This is a genomic window from Martinezella multihospitum (genome assembly GCF_900094585.1).
Taxonomy (GTDB): Bacteria; Pseudomonadota; Alphaproteobacteria; order Rhizobiales; family Rhizobiaceae; genus Rhizobium; species Rhizobium multihospitium.
Genome location: NZ_FMAG01000009.1, coordinates 265653 through 292062, shown reverse-complemented (window position 1 = coordinate 292062; position 26410 = coordinate 265653). Strand labels below are relative to the sequence as shown.

At 60.1% G+C, this 26410-nt stretch carries 24 protein-coding genes; 5 read left to right on the top strand and 19 right to left on the bottom strand.

Going from position 1 to position 26410, the window contains the following annotated elements; translation table 11 throughout:
* Window positions 1–662: 662 nt before the first annotated feature.
* A complete protein-coding gene (locus GA0061103_RS29610; RefSeq protein WP_092717862.1) occupies window positions 663–2603 on the top strand; it encodes a M23 family metallopeptidase in 1941 nt (646 codons plus the stop codon).
* 100 nt (window positions 2604–2703) lie between these two features.
* Here the strand turns inward: GA0061103_RS29610 and clpB are convergent, their stop codons facing one another.
* The 8 genes from clpB to GA0061103_RS29570 all read right to left on the bottom strand — a co-directional run bounded on the left by clpB (window position 2704) and on the right by GA0061103_RS29570 (window position 13577).
* Complete coding sequence (clpB, locus tag GA0061103_RS29605; RefSeq protein ID WP_092717858.1) at window positions 2704–5304, bottom strand: ATP-dependent chaperone ClpB; 2601 nt, start codon at window positions 5302–5304, stop codon at window positions 2704–2706.
* Between the two features lie 188 nt (window positions 5305–5492).
* Window positions 5493–5870: an HIT family protein gene (locus tag GA0061103_RS29600; RefSeq protein ID WP_162747746.1), complete on the bottom strand. Its 378-nt coding sequence runs from the start codon at window positions 5868–5870 to the stop codon at window positions 5493–5495.
* A gap of 173 nt (window positions 5871–6043) precedes the next feature.
* The gene (locus GA0061103_RS29595; protein WP_092717851.1) at window positions 6044–6745 is read right to left on the bottom strand and encodes a DUF4167 domain-containing protein; all 702 of its coding nucleotides are present in this window, start codon (window positions 6743–6745) and stop codon (window positions 6044–6046) included.
* Window positions 6746–7091: 346 nt separating this feature from the next.
* Window positions 7092–7967 (bottom strand): peptide chain release factor N(5)-glutamine methyltransferase, encoded by an 876-nt coding sequence (gene prmC / locus GA0061103_RS29590; protein ID WP_092717850.1) that lies wholly within the window; start codon window positions 7965–7967, stop codon window positions 7092–7094.
* Window positions 7964–9043 (bottom strand): peptide chain release factor 1, encoded by a 1080-nt coding sequence (gene prfA / locus GA0061103_RS29585; protein ID WP_047630968.1) that lies wholly within the window; start codon window positions 9041–9043, stop codon window positions 7964–7966. The genes prmC and prfA overlap by 4 nt, the downstream gene beginning before the upstream one ends.
* Before the next feature lie 93 nt (window positions 9044–9136).
* Window positions 9137–11404, bottom strand: a complete 2268-nt coding sequence (ptsP, locus tag GA0061103_RS29580; protein ID WP_092717847.1) for a phosphoenolpyruvate--protein phosphotransferase — start codon at window positions 11402–11404, stop codon at window positions 9137–9139.
* Between the two features lie 100 nt (window positions 11405–11504).
* The gene (locus GA0061103_RS29575) at window positions 11505–12779 is read right to left on the bottom strand and encodes an aspartate kinase (RefSeq protein ID WP_092717845.1); all 1275 of its coding nucleotides are present in this window, start codon (window positions 12777–12779) and stop codon (window positions 11505–11507) included.
* 171 nt (window positions 12780–12950) lie between these two features.
* Window positions 12951–13577 carry a hypothetical protein gene (locus tag GA0061103_RS29570; protein WP_092717842.1) on the bottom strand — a complete coding sequence of 209 codons (627 nt, stop codon included), beginning with the start codon at window positions 13575–13577 and terminating at the stop codon, window positions 12951–12953.
* Between the two features lie 263 nt (window positions 13578–13840).
* On the opposite strand from GA0061103_RS29570, the gene ubiG reads away from it, so the two are divergent.
* Window positions 13841–14593, top strand: a complete 753-nt coding sequence (gene ubiG / locus GA0061103_RS29565; protein ID WP_092717839.1) for a bifunctional 2-polyprenyl-6-hydroxyphenol methylase/3-demethylubiquinol 3-O-methyltransferase UbiG — start codon at window positions 13841–13843, stop codon at window positions 14591–14593.
* A 21-nt stretch (window positions 14594–14614) separates the two neighbouring features.
* Here ubiG and GA0061103_RS29560 read toward each other — a convergent pair whose 3' ends face one another.
* The 5 genes from GA0061103_RS29560 to GA0061103_RS29540 are packed head-to-tail and all read right to left on the bottom strand — an operon-like array spanning window position 14615 to window position 17573.
* Window positions 14615–15202: a DUF3291 domain-containing protein gene (locus tag GA0061103_RS29560; RefSeq protein ID WP_092717836.1), complete on the bottom strand. Its 588-nt coding sequence runs from the start codon at window positions 15200–15202 to the stop codon at window positions 14615–14617.
* A complete protein-coding gene (locus tag GA0061103_RS29555; RefSeq protein WP_092717833.1) occupies window positions 15202–15630 on the bottom strand; it encodes a DUF1178 family protein in 429 nt (142 codons plus the stop codon). Before GA0061103_RS29555 ends, GA0061103_RS29560 begins: the two co-directional genes overlap by 1 nt.
* Entirely contained in the window at window positions 15627–16484 is an 858-nt protein-coding gene (locus GA0061103_RS29550; protein ID WP_092717830.1) for a carbon-nitrogen hydrolase family protein, read from the bottom strand. Before GA0061103_RS29550 ends, GA0061103_RS29555 begins: the two co-directional genes overlap by 4 nt.
* A 24-nt stretch (window positions 16485–16508) precedes the next feature.
* The gene (gene grxC / locus GA0061103_RS29545) at window positions 16509–16766 is read right to left on the bottom strand and encodes a glutaredoxin 3 (protein ID WP_092717828.1); all 258 of its coding nucleotides are present in this window, start codon (window positions 16764–16766) and stop codon (window positions 16509–16511) included.
* A gap of 30 nt (window positions 16767–16796) precedes the next feature.
* Window positions 16797–17573, bottom strand: a complete 777-nt coding sequence (locus GA0061103_RS29540; RefSeq protein ID WP_092717824.1) for a ComF family protein — start codon at window positions 17571–17573, stop codon at window positions 16797–16799.
* A 119-nt stretch (window positions 17574–17692) separates the two neighbouring features.
* On the opposite strand from GA0061103_RS29540, the gene GA0061103_RS29535 reads away from it, so the two are divergent.
* On the top strand, window positions 17693–18577 hold the full coding sequence (locus tag GA0061103_RS29535) for a class I SAM-dependent methyltransferase (RefSeq protein WP_092717821.1): 885 nt from the start codon (window positions 17693–17695) through the stop codon (window positions 18575–18577).
* Window positions 18578–18597: 20 nt separating this feature from the next.
* Here GA0061103_RS29535 and GA0061103_RS29530 read toward each other — a convergent pair whose 3' ends face one another.
* Together GA0061103_RS29530 and GA0061103_RS29525 are read right to left on the bottom strand one after the other, a co-directional pair.
* A complete protein-coding gene (locus tag GA0061103_RS29530; protein ID WP_092717818.1) occupies window positions 18598–18783 on the bottom strand; it encodes a Flp family type IVb pilin in 186 nt (61 codons plus the stop codon).
* Window positions 18784–18859: 76 nt separating this feature from the next.
* A complete protein-coding gene (locus GA0061103_RS29525) occupies window positions 18860–19177 on the bottom strand; it encodes a hypothetical protein (RefSeq protein WP_069612953.1) in 318 nt (105 codons plus the stop codon).
* Window positions 19178–19620: 443 nt separating this feature from the next.
* On the opposite strand from GA0061103_RS29525, the gene GA0061103_RS29520 reads away from it, so the two are divergent.
* The gene (locus GA0061103_RS29520; protein ID WP_245304899.1) at window positions 19621–19893 is read left to right on the top strand and encodes a hypothetical protein; all 273 of its coding nucleotides are present in this window, start codon (window positions 19621–19623) and stop codon (window positions 19891–19893) included.
* Between the two features lie 50 nt (window positions 19894–19943).
* Here the strand turns inward: GA0061103_RS29520 and mutT are convergent, their stop codons facing one another.
* From mutT to GA0061103_RS29500, 4 genes are all read right to left on the bottom strand, one after another.
* Window positions 19944–20357, bottom strand: coding sequence for an 8-oxo-dGTP diphosphatase MutT (gene mutT / locus GA0061103_RS29515; protein WP_092717812.1), 414 nt, complete (start codon window positions 20355–20357; stop codon window positions 19944–19946).
* Window positions 20354–21133 (bottom strand): GNAT family N-acetyltransferase, encoded by a 780-nt coding sequence (locus tag GA0061103_RS29510; RefSeq protein ID WP_092717809.1) that lies wholly within the window; start codon window positions 21131–21133, stop codon window positions 20354–20356. Before GA0061103_RS29510 ends, mutT begins: the two co-directional genes overlap by 4 nt.
* Window positions 21134–21143: 10 nt before the next feature.
* Complete coding sequence (argJ, locus tag GA0061103_RS29505) at window positions 21144–22385, bottom strand: bifunctional glutamate N-acetyltransferase/amino-acid acetyltransferase ArgJ (protein WP_092717806.1); 1242 nt, start codon at window positions 22383–22385, stop codon at window positions 21144–21146.
* A 65-nt stretch (window positions 22386–22450) separates the two neighbouring features.
* The gene (locus GA0061103_RS29500; protein ID WP_092717803.1) at window positions 22451–23374 is read right to left on the bottom strand and encodes a peptidylprolyl isomerase; all 924 of its coding nucleotides are present in this window, start codon (window positions 23372–23374) and stop codon (window positions 22451–22453) included.
* 246 nt (window positions 23375–23620) lie between these two features.
* Between GA0061103_RS29500 and secA the strand changes: the two genes are divergently transcribed.
* Window positions 23621–26341 carry a preprotein translocase subunit SecA gene (secA, locus tag GA0061103_RS29495; RefSeq protein ID WP_092717801.1) on the top strand — a complete coding sequence of 907 codons (2721 nt, stop codon included), beginning with the start codon at window positions 23621–23623 and terminating at the stop codon, window positions 26339–26341.
* The last annotated feature ends 69 nt before the right edge of the window (window positions 26342–26410 follow it).

Genomic DNA, 26410 nt, shown 5'->3' with positions numbered 1-26410 from the left:
CACACCCATCATCATCCGCATCACTGCGATAATAATGAGGTGTATTCTCTTGTTCAAAACGTAACCGTCGAAGTCTCTTTCCAGGACCCAAATCTCTTCAGGTCCCGCAAGCTTCGCCGCCCACGTTTCTCTTTCTTCTCATCTTCAATTGTCAAATAACAGACCAGAAAAACCCAGTCGAAACAGAACTTCCTTCAATCCCAGGCCAAGCCCAGAACCAACAATCAGCATCGCAGCCAATCAAGGAAACACTAGAGCGAAGGACTTCGTCGCCAGCAGCGCCGCCGCCCTCGTCAGTGATCGGGCTTATAGACCCCCCACCCCGAACTAGTCAACAGGCCTATTTTGAAAAAAATCAAAAAACAAATAACTGATTGATTCTTATGTGAGTTTTGTGAACATCCGCTGTAATCTTCGAAAATAAGCTGCAAAAACACCCGCAGATATCCCCGATAGAGCGTCGGACCGCCCGCATGATGGCAGAACAAGCCGCCAAACCGCATTTCTGCGTCCCTATCCTCCTCAGCGACCCTGCCATTTTATGGGAAACAGCACATGGATCACCGCAAAAAACCCCCGGTTGATTTGACACCCCTGTCATAAATATGCACATCTTCGCCCCCAGCCTACGGCTCGCATGAAGGAAGCGGATCACGATCGGCATGATGACGGACAAGATGATGCTCCGATCGCTCGGCAACGAGCCGCCTATCCTGGCCGATGGCCGGCGGGCGCCGGATCGGCGCGAAGTGTCTCTCCGTTGGCTTTCCGGCACCTTCCTGACGGGCCTGACCTCGAGCATCCTAATGGGCGTGGCTTTGTTTGCCGCACTTGACGGCCGCCAGCAGCTCGCGATCCCGGCGGAAGCCTATGCGACGATCGACAATCATAATGCCACCGACGACCAGGTCACTCGCGGCAGCCGGCTGATTTCCACCGCGATCGCCTCGAAGCCGTCCGACCGCAATATTCTCGAAGTTTCGACCGTTGTACGCGACGGTGACAAGGAAGTGGTGCGCCGTCAGCCCTTCGCCCATGTGAAGATCGCGCTCGCCACCAATCGCATCGCCAGTGAGAGCTACCCGCCTTTCGATCCTCTGGCGATCTTTTCCGCCGACGAAAACATACCGCAGCCCGCCAACAAGACAGGCGCCATCTACGGATCGGACGTCGAATCCGAAGTCAGCCTGAAAACGATTGCCTTTCCCACCAAGGATATTCCCTTCCAGCTCGCCGGCTCCATGTCGCTTGATGAGGTCGAAGAGAATGTCCGTTCCAACGGCTCGGTCCTTGCCGATGGAAACACCCAGCTTTCGGCGCTCTATTATGTCGACCCGCGCCGTTTCGCCAATGACGATTCCGATGTCGACCTGACGGCGGGCCTTGCTGCCCGCATCGTCGAGGAGAACATGTCCGTTTCCGCTCCGGAAGCCGTGACCGCGCAGACGGAAGAATTTGCCGACGACATCATTCCCGTCCGCGAAAACATGTCGATTGCCGTTGCGTTGACCGGATCCGGTTACCTCAAGGCCGACGCGGATGATGTCGCAGGCAAGATCCAGCCGCTCTTCGGTTCGGCTGACGTCTCCGCCGGCGACGTGCTGCGCATCGGCATCCTGCAGAAGGGTGAACAGGCCAAAATCATCCGCGCCAGCATCTATCGCGGCACGAAACATCTGCTCACGATCGCGCAGAACGACCATGGCGAATTCGTCGCCGGCAGTGCACCGCCGATGCTCGATGCCATCGCCACAGCCTTCGACAACGACTTACCAACTGTAGCGGCTGGCCGCGACCTGCCGAGCGTCTATGACGGCATCTATCGCGCCGCCCTTTCCTACGGCATGACCAAGGAGATGGTGGCGCAGATCGTCAAGCTGCTCGCCAGCAATGTCGATTTCCAGGCGCAGCTGAAGCCGACCGACTCGCTCGAAGCCTTCTTCTCGGTGACGGACGACAAGGGACAGGCGACGGCCGATTCCGAACTGCTCTATGTCAATGCGAGGTTCGGCGACAACGTCACCCGCTTCTATCGCTTCGAGGACCCGACCGATCATTCGATCGATTACTTCGACGAGAACGGCAAGAGTATCCGGCAGTTCCTGCTGCGCAACCCGGTTCCGACGGGCGTCTTCAAGTCCGGCTTCGGCATGCGTCGCCACCCGATCCTCGGTTTTGCGCGCATGCATACCGGCGTCGATTGGGCAGCCCCGCGCGGCACGCCGATTATCGCGGCCGGCAACGGCATCGTCGAGAAAGCCGGTTGGGATTCGGGTGGTTTCGGTAACCAGACGCTGATCCGCCATGCCAATGGCTACGTCTCCTCCTACAATCACCAGAGCGCCATCGCCAAGGGTGTCGTGCCCGGCGCGAAAGTGGTGCAGGGACAGGTGATCGGCTTCATCGGCTCGACGGGCCTGGCGACCGGCCCTCACCTGCACTACGAGCTGATCGTCAACGGCACCAAGGTCGACCCCTTGCGTATCCGCCTTCCCGGCGGCAAGTCGCTGGAAGGCGATGCGCTCGCCAAATTCCAGGAAGAGCGCAAGCGCATCGATACGCTGCTCACCGACGACAAGTCGAAGCAGATCGCCAGCAAGTAGCGGCTGTCGCGGATATTGCCTTGCCCGCCCATCACTGTTCGGCCTGAAAGAAAAATGGCGGCCCGAAGACCGCCATCCCTATTCATTGACCAGCTGCCGCTTAGGCTGCTTCGTTCACAGCGTGCTTTGCACGGAACAACAGCCGATCCGAACCGCTGGTGACCTTGACGAGCGAGCCATCCGGAATCTGCCCGGACAGGATCTGCTCGGCGAGCGGATCCTGGACATATTTCTGGATCACCCGCTTCAGCGGCCTTGCACCGTAGACCGGATCGTACCCTTTGTTGGCAAGCCAATGGCGGGCGTCGTCGTCGAGCTCGAGCGTGATCTTGCGTTCCGACAGCAGCTTCAGCAACCGCTCCAGCTGGATATCGACGATCGCGCCCATCTCATCGCGCTTCAGGCGGTGGAACAGGATGATCTCGTCGATACGGTTCAGGAATTCCGGCCGGAAATGCGACCGGACCACATCCATCACCTGCTCGCGCACCAGATCGCTATCATCGCCGTCCTTCAACTGGGTCAGATATTCGGCGCCCAGGTTGGAGGTCATGATGATCATCGTGTTGCGGAAGTCGACCGTGCGGCCTTGCCCGTCCGTCAACCGCCCGTCATCCAGAACCTGGAGCAGGATGTTGAAGACATCGGGATGCGCTTTCTCGATCTCATCGAACAGCACGACCTGATAGGGCCGGCGGCGGACGGCTTCGGTGAGCGCACCACCTTCCTCATAGCCGACATAGCCGGGAGGAGCGCCGATCAGCCGGGCCACGGAGTGCTTCTCCATGTATTCCGACATGTCGATGCGCACCATCGCGGTATCGTCGTCGAAGAGGAAGCGGGCAAGCGCCTTGGTCAGTTCCGTCTTGCCGACGCCGGTCGGGCCGAGGAAGATGAACGAGCCGATCGGCCGGTTCGGATCCTGCAGGCCGGCACGCGAGCGGCGAACGGCGCGCGAGACAGCCTGAACGGCGTCCCCCTGACCGACGACCCACTTTGCCAGCTCGTCTTCCATCCTGAGCAGCTTGTCGCGCTCGCCTTCCAGCATCTTGTCCACGGGGATCCCGGTCCAGCGGGAAACCACCTGGGCGATGTTGTCGGCGGTGACGACTTCCTGCACCATGGAATCGCGGGCACTATCCTGCTCTTCCGCGGCGTGAAGCTCTTTCTCCAGATTGGGGATCACGCCATAGGCAAGCTCGCCTGCACGCTGGAATTCCCCCTTGCGCTGGGCAATGGCAAGTTCGTTGCGGGCATCATCGAGCTGCTTCTTCAGATCGGCAGCGAGACCGAGCTTCTGCTTTTCAGCCTGCCAACGGGCGGTCAGCGCATCGGCTTCCTCTTCCAGCGAAGCAAGATCCGTCTCCAGCCGCTTCAGCCGGTCGGCGGAGGCTTGATCGGTTTCCTTCTTCAGCGCTTCGCGTTCGATCTTCAGCTGGATGATGCGACGATCGAGTTCGTCGAGTTCTTCCGGCTTGGAATCCACCTGCATGCGCAAGCGCGCTGCGGCCTCGTCCATCAGATCGATGGCCTTGTCCGGCAGGAAGCGGTCGGTGATGTAGCGGTTCGACAAGGTCGCGGCAGCCACCAGCGCGGCATCGGCGATGCGCACTTTGTGATGCTGCTCATACTTTTCCTTCAGGCCGCGCAGGATCGAGATCGTGTCTTCGACCGTCGGTTCCTCGACCATGACGGGCTGAAAGCGGCGGGCAAGGGCCGGATCCTTCTCGACATGTTTGCGATATTCATCGAGCGTGGTCGCGCCGACGCAGTGCAGTTCGCCGCGTGCAAGCGCCGGCTTCAGGAGGTTGGACGCATCCATGGCGCCGTCGGCCTTGCCGGCACCGACCAGCGTGTGCATCTCGTCGATGAACAGGATGATCTCGCCGTTTTCCGACTGCACTTCGTTGAGCACGGCCTTCAGCCGCTCTTCGAATTCGCCGCGGAATTTCGCGCCGGCAATCAAGGCACCCATGTCGAGCGCCATCAGCTTCTTGTCCTTCAGCGATTCCGGCACGTCGCCATTGACGATGCGGAGCGCCAGGCCTTCGACGATCGCCGTCTTGCCGACGCCGGGCTCGCCAATGAGAACCGGATTGTTCTTGGTGCGGCGGGACAGGACCTGGATCGTGCGGCGAATTTCGTCGTCGCGGCCAATAACAGGGTCGAGCTTGCCTTCGCGAGCCTCGGCAGTGAGGTCACGGGCATATTTCTTCAGGGAATCGAAGCCCTGCTCCGCGTTTGCGGAGTCGGCCGTACGGCCCTTACGGATATCGTTGATGACCTGATTGAGTGCAACGGGCGTCACGCCGGCATTCTTCAGGGTTGCCGAGGTCGAAGCCGTGGGTTCGATCGCCAAAGCCTGCAAGAGGCGCTCGACGGTGACGAAACTGTCGCCAGCCTTCTTCGCGGCATCTTCGGCAGTGGCAAAGACCTTGGCGAGCGGCTGCGAGAGATAGACCTGACCGTCGCCACCGGAAACCTTCGGCAGCTTGGCAAGTGCGGCATCGTTGGCAAGGCGGGCAGCCTTGGCGTCACCGCCGGCACGCTCGATCAACGAGGCAGCCATGCCCTGATCGTCGTCGAGAAGCACCTTCAGCACATGTTCAGGCGCAAATTGCTGATTACCCTGCGCAAGCGCATAGGTTTGGGCGGATTGCAGGAAACCGCGCACCCGCTCGGAGTATTTTTCAATATTCATATGATACCTCCATGAATCGCCCTGCCCAGACCGGCACAGACCGATGATTGAGATTGAGCCCCCTCAAGAGGCAGGCCCGCCTAACCGCCATTGAGATTTGCGGCCAAGCAACTGAGGAGAATATGGGAGGATATCTGGAGAGTTTAAAGGGTGCAAAATGCGAAAAAAGCGTGAGATTTTGCCCGCCATCATCCTCGAATGACGGCGCGAATTCCTTTGCCTGCGTTGCGCTCGCCGGCGAAGCGGGCAACCACGTGCAGATGGACGTGAAACACATGCTGACCCGCAGCCGCACCGACATTCCAGCCAAGAGTAAATCCATCCGGGCCGCTCGATGCCAGATAAGCCTTTGCCATGACGAGCATCTCGCCAAGCTCCGCCCATTCCTCGGGTCGGATTTCGAAAGGATCTTCCACATGCCGGCGCAGGATGATCATCACCGCGTGCGGCATGTCCGGGTCGATGCTGCCGAGCATATAAAAGAAGCGATTGCCGCCCAGAGGCTCGTCGGCAAGCAGGCCGTTCCCCTGGCAGAAACGGCAATCGGCCGCAGCGGTCGAAAGCATGGAAAATCCTCTCCCGGCAATCCAGCAGCTCGCCGCCGCCATCCATGAAATGAATTATGAGATCGTTGAAATTGTCACCGCATCTATGAAACTAAAACGGCAACGGCGGTGCGTGCAGCATTGCCGTTGCCGTTTCAATAGTCTGACCACCTGCGCCAGACGGCGCAGAAGTCTTATTCGGAGGTAGCGTCAGCCAAGGCCGGAGCTTCACCCGAAGCGGCGTCGCCTTCACCTTCTCCGTCACCAGCGGCAGCGCTGCGGCGCGGCTGGCGGCGCGGGCGGTTACCGCCGGCGCTGCGGCGGCGCGGCTGGCGCTCGGTGGCGGCGACTGCCGGAGTTTCCTCTTCGATCGCGACCTCGGCCGGAATCCCTTCAATCACCGGCTGCGGGCCGGTGCCGTTGATGACTTCGGGCTCGCTTGCCGGAGCGGCAGCAACGGCTGGAGCAGCCTGCTGCTGGCGAACGTGAGGCTGAGCCATCTGCGGCTGATCGTCGATCTCCTGCGCATCCATATCGTCGATGTCGCGCTCGGCATTATCGCGGTCATTGTAGTTGTGATGATCGTCGCGCTGGTAGCGCTCCTGCATCTGCGCCTGGGCGCTGGCAATGATCCGATTATAGTGCTCGGCATGCTGCAGGTAGTTTTCCGCCATAACGCGGTCGCCAGAGCTTTGAGCATCGCGAGCCAAAGCTGCGTACTTCTCGGCGATATGCTGTGCGGTTCCGCGGATTTTCACGTCGGGACCGGAGCTGTCGTAAGTCCTGGTCAGCGGGTTCGAGCCCTTGCGGTTGAAATTGTTGTTGTTATTTCCGCCGCCGCCGTTGTTGTTATTACCACGCCCCCGACCGCGCTTGTTCTGCTGTCCTGGCCTCATAGATCCTTCACCTGAATTCTCTTCGTTGGGATAAAATCATACACGACACCTGCCGCCGCGGTTCGGACACTTCCAAACCAGGGCTTTCGTGCCGCAAGCAAACTGCGCTTTAGCGCCGGTCTGCCGCTCGACTACGTCAGATTAACTGATCACGCATTGGGTTATCTTCAACCTTTGACACTCTTACCAAAGAGCGGATCCCCGAGGCTGTCCAAGATAAACGAATCGTCTCGTTCATTCCCAGCCGCCCAACGCGTGAGCGCAACCTATATTGCTTCCTCAGGAAATCCAAGCTTTTTCTTTGCGATAACAACAGGGTCCCACAAATCCGCTGCAAAACGTCGCGTTAATGTTGAAATTCAAACACAAGAACCCGGTCGTTCTGGCCGTAGTCACGAACCGCCTCAACAAGGGAAAATCCTGCTCCTTCAAAAATCGAAGTCACCGTTTCACGCTGATCGTAGCCGATCTCCACACCAATCATACCATTCGGATATAGAAATCGAGCCGCATCCTTTGCGATCGCCCTGTATGCATCCAGCCCATCAAGGCCCCCGTCAAGGGCCGCGGGAGGATCGAAATCCTTTACTTCTGGAGCGAGAGTGGAAATGACACTGGACGCAATATAGGGCGGATTTGAGACAATCACGTGAAAACATTCGTGGATGGCTTCAAACCAGCTTCCTTGCGCAGTACCAAACCGCGCCGCCAGGCCATTTCGCTCAGCGTTCCCGCGAGCGGTTTCCAGCGCCTCGCTGGAAATATCGGAACCTACGCCCGTTGCTTTCGGACATTCGTGGAGAAGCGCCAAACAAATGGCCCCGGTTCCCGTTCCTAGATCCAATATGTGGATACTGTCGAACCGGGATTCAAGGCGGCGCATATGCGGCAGCATCGTATCGACGAGAATTTCCGTATCCGGGCGCGGTTCGAGCGTTGCCGCCGATAGCCTTAGGGAGAGTCCGTAAAACTCCCGCTCGCCGAGGATGCGGTGGACGGGCTCATGGTTGAGCCGGCGGGCAATTGCCGCTTGCGCGGCCGCCGCATCATCAGGAGATACCGCTTCGGACCCCCGCATCACAAGCTCGGTGGCGGAAAGATGCAGAAGGCCGCCGACGAGGATGCGGGCCTCTGTTGCGGGGTCGTCGAGATCAGCCTCGGCAAAGCGGGCGCGCACCTCCTGCAGGAGTCCGGATATGGTGGCCTCCTGCCCGCCGCTCATGCCTGTTCGCCGAGCTGGGCGAGCTGGCTCGCCTGGTAATCCGCCAGGAGCGCATCGACCACCTCATCGATCTCGCCGACCATCATCCGGTCAAGCTTGTAGAGCGTTAGGTTGATGCGGTGATCGGTGACGCGCCCCTGCGGGAAATTGTATGTACGGATGCGCTCCGAACGATCGCCTGAGCCGACCTGGCTCTTGCGGTCGGCGGACCGCTCGCTGTCGGCGCGCTGGCGCTCCATGTCGAACAGGCGCGAACGCAACACCTGCATGGCCTTGGCACGGTTCTGGTGCTGCGACTTTTCCGAACTCGTGACGACGATGCCGGAGGGAAGATGCGTGATGCGAACGGCAGAGTCCGTCGTATTGACGTGCTGGCCGCCGGCACCCGAAGAGCGCATGGTGTCGATGCGGATATCCTCGGGCCGGATCTCGATATCGATTTCCTCGGCTTCCGGCAGCACGGCGACAGTCGCCGCCGAAGTGTGGATACGCCCGCTGGCTTCGGTTTCCGGCACGCGCTGCACACGATGGACGCCGGATTCGAACTTCAACCGGGAAAACACGCCCTTGCCGCTGATGGTGGCGATGATTTCCTTGAAGCCGCCCGCTTCGCCGTCGCTGGCGGAAAGTACCTCCACCTTCCAGCCGTTGCTGGCGGCAAAACGCTCATACATACGGAAAAGATCGCCGGCGAAAAGCGCCGCTTCGGAGCCGCCGGTGCCGGCGCGGATTTCGAGGATCGCGCTCTTCTCGTCGGCCGCATCCTTCGGCAGGAGCTCGATCTGGATATCCTTTTCCAGCGTCTCGATCCGCTCCTTGACTTCGGGCAGCTCCATTTCGGCAAGATCGCGCATCTCGCGATCGACGGATTTGTCGGAGAGCATGGTTTCGAGATCGGCGGCCTCAGCGAGCACGCGTTCATAGTCGCGGATCTTGGTCACGACCGGCTGCAGTTCGGAATATTCGGACGCAAGCTTCACATAGACATCTGCTGCCGGACCGGCAGACATGCGCGCCTCGATCTCGCCGAAGCGGCGTTCCAATTCGCGCATTTTTTCAACGGGGAGCTTCGCCACCCTCTACTCCAATTCTTCTTATTATCTCTGCTTTGATGTTGTGATGCGCATGATCCCGCCTGCAAACCGCTTCGTGTTTTTCAGGATCACGCGCTAAAGCGGAATATTGTGGCTCTCGGCGAAGCGCACAAGGATATCCCGCATGGAGCTCGTCGGCTGCTTGTCGTCCAGCGCAGCCTCCATCACCTCGGATAAGGCCTTGAGATCGAGCCCGAGCAGCATTGCCTTGACCGGCCCGATCGAGGCCGGCGACATCGAAACCGAGCGGAAACCGATGCCGAGCAGGGCCATGGCCGAAATCGTTTTACCGGCCAGTTCGCCGCAAAGCGTCACCGGCGTCTTGTTGCGTTCGCCGGCGCGCACAATATCGCGCAGGATACGCAGGAACGGCCGCTCGAGCGGATCGAAGCGATCCGAAACGCGGGCATTGCCACGATCGACCGCCATCGAGAACTGGAACAGGTCGTTGGAGCCGACCGAGACAAAATCGACTTCCGCCATCAGCTCATCCAGCTGCCACAGGAGCGCCGGCACCTCAAGCATGGCGCCGAACTGCAGCTTGCGCGGCAGGCTATGCCCGAAGCGCGAGAGGTGCTGCACTTCCTTCTGCAGGAGTTCGCGCACCGCCCTGATCTCGGAGACTTCCGTGACCATCGGCACCATCATCTTCAATTCGGTGTCGGCTGCAGCCTTGAGCATGGCTCTCAGCTGCGTGCGCAACAGACCCGGACGGTCGAGCGAGAGACGGATGGCGCGCCAGCCGAGCGCCGGATTCTCTTCCTCATGCGCACGGAAATAGGGTACGACCTTGTCGCCGCCGATATCGAGCGTGCGGAAGGTGATAACGCGGCCACCCGCCTGCTTCATGACATTGCGATAGAAGACTTCCTGCTCTTCCGCCTTCGGCATGGTCGAGGCGATCATGAACTGCAGCTCGGTGCGGAACAGGCCGATACCCTCGGCGCCGGATTCGGAGAGCTGCGGCAGATCGACCAAAAGGCCGGCATTCATCAGCAGAGAAATGCGCTGCCCGTCCTTGGTCACCGGCTCGACGGAGCGCAACGCACGGAATTGCTCCTGCCGACGGGCGCGGAACCGCACCTTCTCTTCATAGGAGCGTTGATGATCGGCCATCGGCCGCAGATGCACGTGACCGCCATCGCCATCGATGATAACAGGATCGCCGTTTTCCGCCAGCGCAACAACGCCTACCGCCTGTCCGACGACCGGAATGCCCATGGCACGCGCCACGATGACGACGTGGCTCGTGACCGCGCCTTCTTCCAGCACAAGGCCGCGAATATTGGAACGCGGATAGTCGAGCAGCTCTGCCGCACCCATGGCGCGCGCAAAGATGATGGCATCGCTCGGGAAACCTTCGGCGCTGGTGCGGCCCGAATGGCCGATGAGCTGCCGAAGTAGCCGGTTCGCCAGATCTTCGAAATCATGCATGCGCTCGCGCAGATAGGGATCGGTCAGGCGCATCATGCGCGCCTTCGTATCGCTCTGCACTTTTTCGACCGCGGCTTCCGCGGTCAGGCCGTTGCGGACGGCTTCCTCGAGCTTGCGCACCCACCCCTGGTCGTGCGCGAACATGCGATAGGTTTCGAGCACCTCGCGATGCTCGCCCTCCATCGATACGTCGCGGCGCGACAGCATGTCGTCGATCGAAATGCGCAGTGAGCCGAGCGCTTCGGCGAGACGGCCGATTTCCTTGTCGGCATCCTCGTTCAGAAGGTTGGTAACGACGATGCGCGGCTCGTGCAGCACGACATAGCCGAGGCCGATGCCCTCATTGTAGGTGTCGCCATCGATGGTGACGGAGCGCGTGAGATCGAGTTCCAGGCCGGGCTTGGTGATCTTCTTCAGCTCGCCGGTTGCGATCATCTCGGCCAACACCATGGCCGTCGTTTCGAGCGCCTCCAGCTCTTCCTCGCGATAATTGCGGCTCGCCTTGTTCTGGACGACGAGAACGCCGAGCGAGCGGCCGGTGCGCAGGATCGGCACGCCGAGGAAGGAATGATAAATCTCTTCGCCGGTTTCCGGCAGGTAGCGGAAGGCGGGATGCGATTGCGCGTCCGAAAGATTGAGCGGCTGGGCGGAAGCCGCAATCGTGCCGACGAGGCCCTGCCCCATCTTCAGTTGCGAAAGGTGGACAGCCTCTTTGTTCAGGCCCTCGGTGGCATAAAGTTCAAGGACACCGTCGGCGCGCAGCACATAGACCGAGCAAACCTCGGCAACCATGTTGCTGGCAATCTGGCGGACGATCCGGTCAAGGCGCTCCTGCGGCTCCAGCGGCTCCGCCATCAATTCGCGTAGCCGCTTGAGCAGAACGCGTGGACCGCCGGATAGGTCTCTCATTGCGCCACTAGCTCCCGAATCAAGATGTCATGCCCGTCTTGCCCACGTCAGGGCCGGCCGAAACTCGCCTCCGTCACGGTCCGTCGTCAGCAGTCGTGACTCAACTCTTATCCAGACCGTAGCAGGAATGCAAAGTCCTGACTGCGAGTTCTGCATAAGGACCGTCGATCAGGATGGAAATCTTGATTTCTGACGTCGTAATGGCCTTGATGTTGATGCCTTTTTCGGCAAGTGCCCGGAAAGCGGTCGCGGCCACGCCTGCATGCGAGCGCATGCCGATGCCGATGACCGAAACCTTGACCAGACCTGATTCGCTCTGGACGACGTCGTAGCCGATCTTTTCCTTGTTCTCGCCGAGAACACGCAGCGCCTTCTCGACATCGCCCGAAGGGACCGTGAAGGTCATATCGGTCTTGGAGCCGTCTTCGGAAATGTTCTGGACGATCATGTCGACATTGATGTGGTTTTCGGCCAGCGGCCCGAAGATCGCGGCGGAAACACCCGGCCGGTCGGCAAGACGACGCAGCGAGATCTGGGCCTCATCCTTGGCATAGGCAATGCCGGTGACTACTTCCTGTTCCACGATTTCTTCCTCGTCACAAATCAGCGTTCCGGGCGGGTTAAGCAGATCGCCCATGCCCGGAGCATCGGGATCCTCGAAAGAAGAGCGCACGAACGTGCGGACCTTGAACACCATGGCAAGCTCGACCGAGCGCACCTGCAACACCTTCGCGCCGAGAGAGGCCATTTCGAGCATTTCCTCGAAGGCGATCTTCTTCAGGCGGCGCGCCTTCGGCTCGATGCGCGGGTCGGTGGTGTAGACGCCATCGACATCCGTGTAGATGTCGCAGCGGTCGGCCTTCACGGCAGCGGCAATCGCCACCGCAGACGTATCGGAACCGCCACGACCGAGCGTGGAGATGCGATTGTCCGGACCAAGCCCCTGGAAGCCGGCGACGACAGCCACCTGGCCTTCGCCCATGCGGCGGATCATCTCGCCACCGTCGATTTCGAGAATACGCGCCGCGCCATGGGCGTTGTCGGTGCGGATCGGGATCTGCCAACCCTGCCAGGAACGGGCATTGATACCCATCGCCTGCAGCGCGATTGCCAGAAGGCCTGAAGTCACCTGCTCACCGGAGGCAACGATCGCGTCATATTCGCGCGCATCGTAGATCGAGTGTTCGGCGCCGGCGACCTTCGGCATGTTCTGGACCCAGCCGACCAGCTCGTTGGTCTTGCCGGACATGGCGGAAACGACGACGGCCACCTCGTGACCGGCATCGACCTCGCGTTTCACATGGCGTGCGACGTTCTTGATACGGTCCAGATCCGCGACGGAGGTTCCGCCGAATTTCATCACGATGCGTGCCATGTGCCTCTACCAGTACCCTGCGCCGGGCGGCCGAATGCGGATAGCCCGACATGCAAAATCGCCCTCCCGGTTCGGTAGCCGGAAAAGCGTGATCTCAATGGGGCCGTCTCTTAGCGAGTTTGTCGGGCAGGCGCAATAGCATCGGACACCAGAGGCGACTAAAAGTTTACTCTAAAAATCCACTTTTAACGTCGACCAGAGCTTGTCGAGAACGCCCCCTTCCTTGGGGATATTTTCTTTGTTGAGGAACGTGGCGACGAGCACGCCGCCTTCCGGCCGGCCGGTCGCGACGATCTCATACTCCATGACGTCGTCGTCCGTGGTCGTCTCGGCCTTCACGCCCTTCAGCACGGTGCCGCTCGGCAATGTGCGCTGGGTTGCCCGCTTGCTGATTTTCGCGCCGCCATTGATGCTCTCCTGCACCATCTGCTGGAGTACGACATCGGTATAGCTGGAAGGGTTGAGACCTTTATAGACCTGCACGATGATGCCCGTGCCGATCGGCGTCATCAGTGCATATTGCTGCACGCCGTCGCCGAGATCCGTCTTTGCGACCGTGAACTTGCCGTCATGATCGAAGGAGAATTTGCCGCCGGTGAAGGTCACCGTCTCGCTGCGCTGCAGCTCCACCGGGACCTTGCGGCCATCCTTCATGGTGACTTCGAGCGTATCGCCGGGATTGATGCTGACGCTGACTCCATCGATCGTCAGGCGAAACCCCTTGCCATCCCCGGCATTTGCATGGCTGGCCGCAAACCAACACATGGCGACAACCGTCGCGAGACGGAGTGGTCTCATGAGGAACTCCTCTACAGGCCAGTCGATCGCAATCGATCCCGGTTCCGAAAGTCCATTTCACAGCCCGGCGATTGATCGGCCATAAGATACCTCCATGTCAACCTCCGCATCGCAATTCGCGTCGCGCGATCGAGATACCCCACAGCTGATCGAAGGTCGCAGGCCCTTGACATCGCGCATCGATCGTCCGACTTCACCCTTCAGGTAAAATTATTGCTTGCGGTGGTCCGAACCGCAGAACGACGCAAACCACGGAGTAAACCATGAGCGAAACGGCAAAGAGCACGATCGACCAGAGCGAAGTGGACCGTTTTTCCGCCATGGCGGCCGAGTGGTGGAGCCCGACCGGCAAGTTCAAACCGCTTCACAAGTTCAATCCGGTCCGTCTTGCCTATATTCGCGACCGCGCCTGCGAGAATTTCGACCGCGATGCGAAGAGCAGCCGACCGCTTGAGGGCTTGCGCGTGCTCGACATCGGCTGCGGCGGCGGCCTGCTGTCCGAGCCGGTGGCACGCATGGGCGCCACCGTCATCGGCGCCGATCCTTCCGAAAAGAATATCGGCATCGCCTCGACGCACGCGAAAGCCTCCGGCGTTCCCGTCGACTACCGCGCCGTCACCGCCGAGCAGCTGGCCGAAGCCGGCGAAACCTTCGATATCGTGCTGAACATGGAAGTGGTCGAGCATGTCGCCGACGTCGAATTCTTCCTGTCGACCTGTGCAAAAATGGTGCGCCCGGGCGGCCTGATGTTCGTTGCGACCATCAACCGCACCATGAAGGCAGCCGCCCTTGCCATCTTCGCGGCCGAAAACGTGCTGCGCTGGCTGCCGCGCGGCACCCACCAATATGAAAAGCTCGTGCGCCCCGAAGAAATCGAAAAGCCGCTTGCCGCAAACGGCCTCGACATCATCGCCCGCACCGGCGTCTTCTATTCACCACTGCAGGACCGGTGGAATCTGTCGAAGGATATGGACGTCAACTACATGCTGCTGGCGAAGCGGGCCAATTTGAGCTGATCGCACATCAGCGAACTCGCCTCAAACCTTCAGTGTCAAGACATGCGCCAGCAACTCGGCCTGGCCAATAGCGTTCCGAGCAACGATCTCCTTGATGCGAAGACGATCAATTTCACGGGTTTGACCATCCGGCCCATAGGGCTGCTTGAACGAGAAGGCGGCCGGGCCGGCACCGTGATCGTGCAAATGTTCCAGGCGCTCGACGCCATCCTTCCATTCCGGAATGGTCCTGTGATCCACCCACCAAAGGACAAGCGGCGGCCAGCTCTGCCTGAGGTTCCAATGGCGTGCGCCTTTCAAGGCCTCGGCGTGCACACCGCTATAGCTGAATGCCATCAGCGATTCGAGATCGGCCCAGAGCGACAGCGACGATGGCGCCGTCTGAAAGCCGCTGCCCTCGATGAAACGCGGAAAGACCTGTTGACCCCAGCAAGGGGTATCTGGCTCACCGGCATAGCCCGAGCGGCCGATAAAGCCATGCGCGCGGGCGGCCGCTTCGAAATTCGCCGCTTCCCGCAAGCGAAACCCCTCGACGGCAGCACTTTCATAGGCCGCGACATGCAGCCCGAAATTATACATGGCGAGATGCTTGCCAGCGCCTGCCGGCATCAGTTGATATCGTCTGGCAGCACGGGGATGGCGGCGATCTCGATGCCCTCTTCGACAAGAGCCTGCGCCTCGTCCGGTGTCGCCTTGCCGATGATCCCACGCGCATCTGCTTCGCCGTAGTGGATCTTGCGAGCCTCTTCGGGAAATTTCACGCCGACATCCTCCGCATTCGCCTTGATGGCGTCAACGGCTTCCTTGAGTTTAGCCATCGCCTCCTTGCGAGCGGCGTCCATGGCAACCGTCTGCATCTCGTCCTTCTTGCGTGCGGTCGAAACAGAAGGCGCCATTAGCAGCTTGGAGATCGCAGCCGAATTGCAGACGGGACAGGTAAGGAAGCCGCTTGCGACCTGGCGGTCGAAATCGGCACTTTCGGAAAACCAGCCCTCGAACTCATGGGCATTGTCACAGCTAAGCGAATAACGGATCAAGCAGCGACGCCTCCAGACGTCGGCGTCGCGATCTTCTCCAGCGAAAATTCACGCGCATTCTTCAGGTTCGGTATCTTGTCATGGGCCGATTTCACCGCGGCAATGTCGATCTCGGCGATGACCACAGCCTCGCCGGTGCCGCCGGCGGACGCCAGCACCTTGCCCCAGGGATCGATGATCATCGAATGGCCGAAGGTCTCGCGGCCATCCTCGTGCTTGCCGGCCTGCGCAGCGGCGATGACGAACATGCCGTTTTCGATAGCGCGGGCGCGCAGCAGGATTTCCCAGTGCGCCTCGCCCGTCTGCTTCGTAAAGGCGGCAGGCACCGTCATCACCTCGGCGCCGGCAACGGCCTGGGCGCGGAAGAGCTGCGGAAAGCGCACATCGTAGCAGATGGAAAAGCCGAGCTCGGCGAAGGGCAGCGAGGCGAGGCGCGCCTCCGAACCCGGCCGATAGACGGCGCTTTCGCGCCAGCTCTCGCCATTGTCGAGATCGACGTCGAACATATGGATCTTGTCGTAGCGGTTGATGAGCTTGCCGTCGGGACCGAACAGAAAGCCACGATTGGCGATCTTGCCGTCATCGAGCGCGATGGCGGTCGAGCCGATATGGAGATGGATGCCGAGCTCTTTCGCCAGCTCGGAAGCTGTCTTGACGATGATATCGTTCGGCTCGTCGCGCAGCACTGCCCGCAGGCCCGGCCGATCCTTCTGCACGGCCCCGGTCATCTCCGGCGTCTGCACATAGACAGCGCCCTTGGAAGCGGCGTCACGCACCAGGCGCGTCATGTCAGCCGCGTTCTTCACCGGATCGACACCGGAACACATCTGGATGGCAGCAGCCTTGAAGCTCATCGGTTTCTCCTTCGTCAATATGGGTCAGGCAGCCAGCATCGGATCGAGCTTGCCGGCGCGATCGAGCGCATGGATGTCGTCGCAGCCGCCGACATGTTCACCGTTGATGAAGATCTGCGGGAAGGTCGCGCGGCCATTCGCCTTGGCGATCATTTCCTGCCGCAACTCGGGCGAATAGGTGGCGTTATGCTCGACATAATCGACGCCCTTGGATTCGAGCAGGGATTTCGCACGGGCGCAATAGCCGCAGAATTCACGCGTATAGATGACGACGGATGCCATGATCCACTCCGGAAAAGCCTATATCGATTGTCATATAAGATGGCCGACGACCCTTGCAAAGGTCAAAACCGTGACATCGGCCGCACCTGCTTTCTTCAAAGCGCGCGAGGCCGCGGCAACCGTGGCGCCGGTGGTATAGACGTCGTCGACCAGAACGACGCGCCGCCCGAATATATAGGCAGCCCGATGCTCGGAGACGGCGAACGCACCACGCACATTGTCCTGCCGTGCCTTGGGCCCGAGGCCCACCTGCTGGGCGGTGCGTTTGACGCGCAGGAGTGTTGTGGCGAGCAGCGGTTTGCCCGAAAGGCGGGCGATGTGGCGAGCAAGCTCGGCAGCCTGATTGTATTTGCGCGCAAACAGCCGTGCCCGATGCAATGGCACCGGAATGATCGCATCGCAATCCGCAATCGTGCCATCGCTGGCGCGCAGCATCCAGCCGGCCATCATCGGCGCGAGATCGGTGCGATCGCGATATTTCAGGCTGAGAACGAGATCCCGCACGATGCCGTCATGAACGGCAGCAGAACGCAGGCGGTCGAAGACTGGCGGATCGGCAATCGCCTCTGCGCTGAGGATGCCAGCGCCAAGATCATGGGAGAACGGGCTGCCGAGTACTTCGCAATAGGGCCGCTCGATGAAGCGAATGCCCGACCAGCATGCCGGACAAAGGCCGCGATGGGCGCCAACGGAAACGCCGCAACCCGGACAGGCCGGCGGATAGACAAGGTCGGCGAGCGCCACCCAGGGTCTTTTCAGCCCGGCGCCCAGCATAGACAAGGTGATTTCGCGTCCCATCATCCCCATATGATTGAGACTAGCAATTCCAGGAAAAGTGTATAGCGGTTTTCCGTCCGGAATTGCGCAAGAGAAAACGCGCGTGCCCGGCACGCTCCGCCGAATTGATGATATCGCAGGAAACCACCATGGAAATCGTGTTCGATCAACCGCTGCTTTCGGCCCGCAAGCGCCGGGCACTAAGACAAGGTGACGCGAAAGCGGCTTTCCTGCTCGATATCGCCGCCAGCGAACTGGCGGAGCGGCTTACAGTGACCGAGCGCCATTTCGACGAAGCCGTCGAACTGCATGGCGCTACCGGCATCGCTGCGCGCCTAGCTCTGGCAACCGGCAAGATCGGTCATTTGAAAAGGATCGAAAACGAAATGGGCTTTGCCGCCCCCGGCGAAACCTTGATCGAGGCGCCGCCGGAGGAACTGCCGCTGGAGGCGGAATCGGTCAATCTCGTGCTTTCGCCACTCAGCCTGCATGTCACCAACGACACTCCCGGCGTCTTCATCCAGATCCGCCGGGCGCTGAAGGCCGACGGCCTTTTCCTGGCGGCGATCCCCGGCTCCGGAACCCTGCAGGAGTTGCGCGACGTGTTGCTCGCGACCGAGATCGAGCTGACGGGTGGCGCCAGCCCGCGGGTCATCCCCTTTGCCGATGTCCGCGATGTCGGCGGTCTGCTGCAGCGTGCCGGCTTTACCCTGCCCGTCATCGACGCCGAAAACTACACCGTGCGCTACGACAACCTCTTTGCCCTGATGCGCGACCTGCGTGCCATGGGCATGACCAATCCGCTTGTCGATCGCAGCCGCAAGCCGCTGACCCGCACCTTCTTCCTGCGCGCAGCCGAACTTTATGCCGAACGCTACTCCGATCCGGACGGGCGGATCAGGGCAACATTCTCGATCATCTATGTCTCAGGCTGGACGCCGCATGAGAGCCAGCAGAAGCCGCTGCGGCCTGGTTCGGCCAAGGCGCGTCTGGCCGATGCGCTCAAGGTCGAAGAGCACAAGCTGAAGCAATAGCCGGAGGTTTGCCAGCCGCGTCAGTTGTTCTGGGAGGCGGCGGAATTCTGGATCGTATTGGACAGAATATTGAATGTGCTTGAGAGGCTACCGCCAAAGGCACCGACACCACTGATGATTGCAGCCGACATCAAGGCGGCGATGAGGCCGTATTCGATGACCGTGGCACCGGTCTTGTCGGTGAAAATACGCCGAACGGAACGCATAGGCTCGAGGCTCCCAGCATTGGACAACAGATGAATCCGATGCTCGTCATGGCATCCGGCAGGCTATGCTCATGCACTATTGGCAGCCGCTATCGGCACCATAACCCTGGACGATGCAGACCGAACCCGGTTCCTGCTGCAGAACGCTGCGGCGGATCGTATAACGCTTGCCGTTTTCCGTCTGCGGGATCGAACCCGTCGTAATATTGTCAATATCCGGCGCGCTTGCAAGCACGCGCGACTTTGATTTGTCGGAGAGCATCGGCGTGAGAATAAGCGAAAGCGCGACCGCCGCCGTACCGAACAGCAAAGCGATATTCAACGCGCCCGTCCTGCGCGACGTGGAATAGGACTGCTCTTTTTCCTGAACAGCTTTCCAGAAATCGTCGTCCATTATGTCAAGCCTTCTTTAACGCACCCAACAACCGCTTGATTGAGAGAATTCAATGCCAGAAGGTCATAAACGATCCCTTAATATCCACATGCAAATTAATGAGACGTAAAGTTCTGGGACAGTTCGTGATTCGCACTATCGGCCTGATATTAAATGGCTAATTCCCGTTAACCATACTTGTGATGTGTCGTCTCTCGATGCACCAAATGTGCGCTGCAAAAACTCCAGAAGGTTCAAGCTTCGCATCAGGCGCCAGATCGCGCAGACAAGCACACGCTAAAGAACATATTGAGTACTTTCCACTCCAATAAATTGAGGTTGATATTTGCTCGCATTGACGCAATCTATCCGCGAGATATTGTCATCATAAGTTGCATCTGGGCTAATATATGGTGGGATTGTTTAAAGTCGTCGGCGGCCTCGTTATAGCCCTGGCGGTCGCGATGGCCGTCTGGATGGTTGCCGTCGGCGGCATAGGCGGCCTTGTCGCGGGGCTGGTCGTCATCCTTCTATATGGATTTTGTGGCGCCGTGATCTTTACGTTTGGCTTGATGCTCGAACATCTGGAGGTGATCCGCCGGGATTCAGCCAGACAATCGGAAATGCTGACGGAGCTGTTACGGAGAACACCGAAAACAGAGCCGTCTCACCGCGAGTCGATGGCACAAAGCCTCGATCAGCTCACCAAGTCGAACTTCCGTTTCAAAGACATCTGACCCGAAGGCGATTCTGGCCGGCCAAGTACCGAACCTGAGCGAGAGCGCCGTTAAAGCAGATCCTGCAGGAAGGGGATCAGCGGCTCGTCGGCCGGCGGCATGGGGTAATCACGCAGAGCCTGCGGCCGCACCCATTTGATCGCCTGTCCTTCCCGGCCATGCGGGATTCCTTCGTAACGCCGGCAGATATAAAGCGGCATCAGCAGATGGAAGGTCTCATAGGTGTGGCTGGCAAAGGTCAGGGGCGCAAGGCAGGCGATCTTCGTCTGGATGCCAAGCTCTTCTTGGAGTTCGCGCACCAGGGTCTCCTCCGGCGTTTCGCCGGCTTCCACCTTGCCGCCGGGAAATTCCCAGAGGCCGGCGAGCGATTTACCCTCAGGACGCTGCGCCAGCAGGATACGTCCATCCACATCGATGAGCGCACAGGCGGCAACGAGGACGATCTTTCGGCCAGTTTCGCTCATACATTCCCCGGCGGTTGCCAATAGCAATAACGATAGGCTTCGCGGAAGCCGAAGTGGACATAGAGCGCCAAAGCCGGCGCATTGTCGGCGCTGACCTGCAGCCAGGCGGTCTTGGCGCTGCGCATGCGGGCCCAGCGAAGCGCCGAAGTCAGGATCTCGGCTCCGAGGCCCTTGCGCCGATGCTGCGGCGAGACGGCAACCGACATGATGCCGGCAAGATCATTATCCTGTACGCAGAGCGTTGTCGCCACCGGTCCGGCATCATCATTTTCGATGACAAAGAGGCCCGATGGCGGCTTGATGCCGCTAACCACCTCGGCCAATGCCGGCTTCAGAGCCGGATCGGCCTCATCGACGATGAGGCTCGCATCGACAAAACGGCCGACATCGTGGCTCGGCAGATGATCCAGCATGTCGGGCAATTCAAGATCGACGAGATTGGCGGTCATGACGATCGTCTCGTCGAAGCACGTCCAGCCGTGCTCCCGCAAGAGCTCGATGAGCTTCCGCGAGGCGAGCGGCGTCTCGCGCACGACCATCGGCCTGCCATAGGCCTCGAACTTGCGCTGCGCCTTCGCCAGCCGGATTTCGAGATCGCGATGATCGGAGGGATCGAGCGGCACGACAGAATTCAGCCGCTTCGACGGATGACCCGCCGTTAGCCGGATCTGCCAGCTGCCATCATATTGCACCGACGAGGCGGGCCAGGCCCGGAAGCCGACGGCTTCCAGCCTGCGCACCAAGGGCAACTTGTTTATCGTGGACTGCGCATGCATCAGCTAGGTATCAGCTCCGGTAGTCGCCATTGATGGCAACATATTCCTTGGTGAGGTCGCAGGTCCAGACCGTCGCCCGACCATTGCCAAGGCCGAGATCGACCTTCACGGGAATATCCTGCTGCTTCATGACATTAGACGCAGCTTCTTCCGAATAGGAAGCATCACGCTCGCCGTTGACGGCGACGCGGACATCGCCGAACCAGATGGCGAGCTTGTCGCGATCCGCCATTTCGCCGGCCTTGCCGACCGCCATGACGACACGACCCCAATTGGCATCTTCACCGGCAGCCGCGGTCTTGACCAGCGGCGAATTGGCGATCGAAAGGGCGATGCGCTTGGCAGCCGCGTCGCTTTCAGCGCCGGTTACGGTGATTTCGAGCATCTTGGTCGCGCCTTCGCCGTCGCGCACGACCTGGATGGCGAGATCCTTCAGCAATTCGTTGAGCGCGGCGCGGAAGCCGGCAAGCTTTGGATCGTCGGCGCGGTCGATATGCGCCTGACCGTCAGCTGCGGCGGCACCCGTGGCAAACAGCATCAGAGTGTCCGAAGTCGACGTGTCGCTGTCGACCGTCATGGAATTGAAGCTCGGGCCGACGCCTTCGGACAGCAGCGTCTGCAAAGCTGAAGAGGAGATATCGGCATCGGTGACGACGAAGGAGAGCATCGTCGCCATGTCAGGGGCAATCATGCCAGCACCCTTGGCGATGCCGTTGATGGTCACCTTGACGCCGCCGATCTCGGCTGTGCGGGTCGCAACCTTCGGATAGGTATCCGTGGTCATGATCGCCTTGGCGGCCTCGAACCAGAAGTCGCTAACGGCATCCTTCGCCATCGTGTCGAGCACGCCGGCAAACTTGGTGGCGTCAAGCGGTTCGCCGATAACGCCTGTCGAGGCGAGATAGACTTCGTTCTCACTGCAGCCGACGGCCGCAGCCGCGGACTTGGCGGTCAATTCCGTCGCCTGGCGCCCCTTCAGGCCGGTGAAGGCATTGGCATTGCCGGAATTGACGACGACGGCGCGGGCGCTGCCGTGGGCCAGGTTCTTCCGGCAGAAATCGACCGGAGCCGAAGGGCATTTCGAGCGGGTGAAGACGCCGGCAACGGCCGCGGGCTTATCGAAGACCATCAGCAGGACGTCGGTCCGGTTCTTGTACTTGATGCCGGCGGATGCCGTGGTCATGCGCACGCCGCGAAGGGCGGGCATGGCAGTAAAGGTTTTAGGAGCGAGCGGAGAAACGGAACCGGACATGAGAGCCACCCTGATAGTGAAGGGCCCGGAAAAACCGGGCCCTGAATGATTCTATTCGCGACTACTTACTGCTGCGGCTGCGCGTCAGGCGCTGCTGCACCATCGGCAGGCGCAACGGCGTCATCGGCCGGTGCTGCGTCCTGCTGCTTCTGCGCATCGTCATAGGCCTTGCTGAGAGCCGGGTCGTTGATGACGACCTTGGTATCCTGCTTGGCCTGATTCAGGAGTTCAAGATACTTGTCGCGCATGACGAGCTGACGAACCTGGTCCTTGACCTGGTCGAACGGCGGAGGAGGAGCATTGCGCTTGTCTTCGACCTTGATGACGTGCCAGCCGAAATCGGTCTTGACCGGCGTCTTCGTGTAGGTTCCCACAGGAAGCGCGAAAGCCGCGTCCTCGAATTCCTTGACCATGCGGCCATGGCCGAAATAGCCGAGATCGCCGCCGTCGGCCTTGTTCGGGTCGGTCGACTTTTCCTTGGCGAGTGTGGCGAAATCCTTGCCGGCATCGAGTTCCTTGATGATCGCCTTGGCTTCATCCTCGGTCTTTACGAGGATGTGGCGGGCATGAACCTCTTCCTGTTTCGGCAGAGCTGCGACTTCCTTGTCGTAACGGGCCTTGACTTCGTCATCCTTGATGGAGTCGGCAACGTGAGCCTTGAAGTAGGCATTGTGCAGCTCGCGGTCGCGCAGATAGGCCATGTGGGCCTGGAAGTCCGGCGTCTGGTCGAGCTTCTCGGCGGCAGCCTTCTGCGACAGCAGCTTCACATCGACCGAGGCCGAAAGTGCTGCGACCTTCTTCTGGTCATCCGGAAGCTGGCCGAGCTGCGGATCGAGGTTGGCGATTGCCAGATCGAGTTCGGATTGATGGATTTCGACATCGCCGACCTTGGCGACAACGGGATCCTTGGCATCAGCCGCGAAGACCGGCCCGTGGAAGGTAAAGATTGTTGCGAAAGCAACCGCAGCAAGTTTGTTGTACTTCAACATAAAATAACCCTTCGGTGATCTCGACCGGCTCGACAGATGTGAATCCGGCGTGAAAAAGCCTTCAGCAGGAGAATGTGGCCTTTCTGTATCGGCCAAATCCCGTTGACATCAATCGACCCCCCTCTTATCTGTCACGCAACCTCGCGTCCAGAACAGTTTCCGGCCGTTTTATGCTATACTCCCGTTTTTTTCGGGAAGGGATCAAGCAGGAAACGGCCGGATGAAATCTCAGAAAGGACCAGTCACATGGTCAGCCTAGGTGGAATTGCCCGCAAGTTGTTCGGCTCGTCCAACGACCGCCGGGTCAAATCGTTCCAGCCGCAAGTAGCTGCAATCAATGCGCTCGAGCAGCAGATGCGCGCGCTGTCCGATGAAGCTCTGGCCGCCAAGACGGTTGAGTTCCGCCAGCAGCTCGCGGACGGCAAGACGCTGGATGATATCCTCGTGCCGGCCTTTGCGGTTGCTCGTGAAGCGTCACGCCGTGTTCTCGGCATGCGACCTTTTGACGTGCAGCTCATCGGCGGCATGATCCTTCATTCCAATGCCATCGCCGAAATGAAGACCGGTGAAGGTAAAACTCTGGTTGCGACCCTGCCGGTCTATCTGAACGCGCTGGCCGGCAAGGGCGTGCATGTCGTTACCGTCAACGATTACCTGGCGCAGCGCGACAGCGGCACCATGGGCCGCCTGTACAGCTTCCTCGGCCTGACGACGGGCGTCATCGTCCATGGCCTGTCGGATGAACAGCGCCATGACGCCTATGCCTGCGACATCACCTACGCCACCAACAACGAGCTCGGCTTCGACTATCTGCGCGACAACATGAAATATGAGCGCGCCCAGATGGTTCAGCGCGGCCACAGCTTCGCGATCGTCGACGAAGTGGACTCGATCCTCGTCGACGAGGCGCGCACGCCGCTGATCATCTCCGGTCCGCTCGACGACCGCTCCGATCTTTATATCACCATCGACGCCTTCATTCCCCGCCTGGCGAAGGAAGACTACGAAATCGATGAAAAGCAGCGCTCGGCCAACTTCTCCGAAGACGGCACCGAGAAGCTGGAAAACATGCTGCGCGAAGCTGGCCTCTTGAAGGGTGAATCGCTCTACGACGTCGAGAATGTCGCGATCGTCCACCACATCAACAACGCGCTCAAGGCGCACAAGCTGTTCCAGCGCGACAAGGACTATATCGTCCGCAACGGCGAAGTCGTCATCATCGACGAATTCACCGGCCGCATGATGCCGGGCCGCCGCTATTCGGACGGTCAGCACCAGGCACTGGAAGCCAAGGAACACGTGCAGATCCAGCCGGAAAACCAGACGCTGGCGCAGATCACCTTCCAGAACTACTTCCGCATGTACGAAAAGCTCGCCGGCATGACCGGTACGGCATCGACGGAAGCAGAGGAATTCGGCAACATCTACGGCCTAGACGTGATCGAGGTGCCGACCAACCTGCCGATCCAGCGTATCGATGAGGACGACGAGGTCTATCGTACGCATGCCGAGAAGTATAACGCCATCATCAACGAGATTCTCGACGCCCACAAGCGCGGCCAGCCCGTGCTGGTCGGCACGACGTCGATCGAGAAGTCCGAACTTCTTGCCGACCTCATGCGCAAGCGCGGCTTCAGCAACTTCCAGGTTCTGAATGCGCGCTACCATGAGCAGGAAGCCTACATCGTCGCCCAGGCCGGCGTTCCCGGCGCGGTGACGATCGCCACCAACATGGCCGGCCGCGGCACCGACATCCAGCTCGGCGGCAATCTGGAAATGCGGGTCGAACGCGACCTGCACGAGATGGAGCCGGGTCCGGAACGCGACGCGGCCATTGCCGGCATCGCCGAGGAGATCAAGGAACTCAAGCAGAAATCGATCGCTGCCGGCGGCCTCTACGTCATCGCCTCCGAGCGCCATGAAAGCCGCCGTATCGACAACCAGCTGCGTGGCCGCTCCGGCCGCCAGGGCGACCCGGGCCGTTCGAAATTCTACCTGTCGCTCCAGGACGACCTGATGCGCATCTTCGGCTCCGACCGCATGGACGGCATGCTGCAGAAGCTCGGCCTCAAGGAAGGCGAAGCGATCGTCCACCCCTGGATCAACAAAGCGGTTGAACGCGCCCAGAAGAAAGTCGAGGCCCGCAACTTCGACATCCGCAAGAACGTTCTGAAGTACGACGATGTGCTGAACGATCAACGCAAGGTCATCTTCGACCAGCGCGTCGAGCTGATGGAATCGAAGGACCTCTCCGAATTCGTCGGCGACATGCGCCACGACGTCATTGAGGATCTTGTCGCCAGACATATTCCAGAGCGCGCCTATGCCGAACAGTGGGATGCCGACGGCCTGAAGACGGCTGTCGCCAACTTCTTCGATCTCGACATGCCCGTGCATGACTGGGTCAAGGAAGAAGGCATCGCCGAAGACGATATCCGCGCCCGCCTGACGGAAGCCGCCGAGAAGGCTGCGGCCGAAAAGGCCGAACGCTTCGGCCCCGAGATCATGACCTATGTCGAGCGCTCCATCGTGCTGCAGACACTGGACAATCTCTGGCGCGAGCACATCGTCAACCTCGATCATCTGCGCTCGGTCATCGGCTTCCGCGGCTACGCGCAACGCGATCCGCTGCAGGAATACAAGGCCGAGGCTTTCGAGCTGTTTCAGGCGCTATTGAACAATCTGCGCCAGGCCGTGACCGCGCAGCTTTCGCGTGTCGAACTGGTGCAGCAGCCGGCCGAGCCGGAAACACCGCCGATGCAGGCCCGTCATATCGACGCGACAACTGGCGAGGACGAATTTTCGCCGCTCGCTCTCGCCAGCGAAAACTTCATTTCTCCGGAAAACCGCGACCCGCGCAACCCGGCCACCTGGGGTCGCGTCGGCCGCAACGAGGCCTGCCCCTGCGGCTCCGGCAAGAAGTACAAGCACTGCCACGGCGCCTTCGAAAGCAGCGAAGTCGTCTGAGGTCTTCGACCCGATGCCAACTGAACGAAATGCCGCCTCCGGGCGGCATTTTTTGTTTACACTACGTTG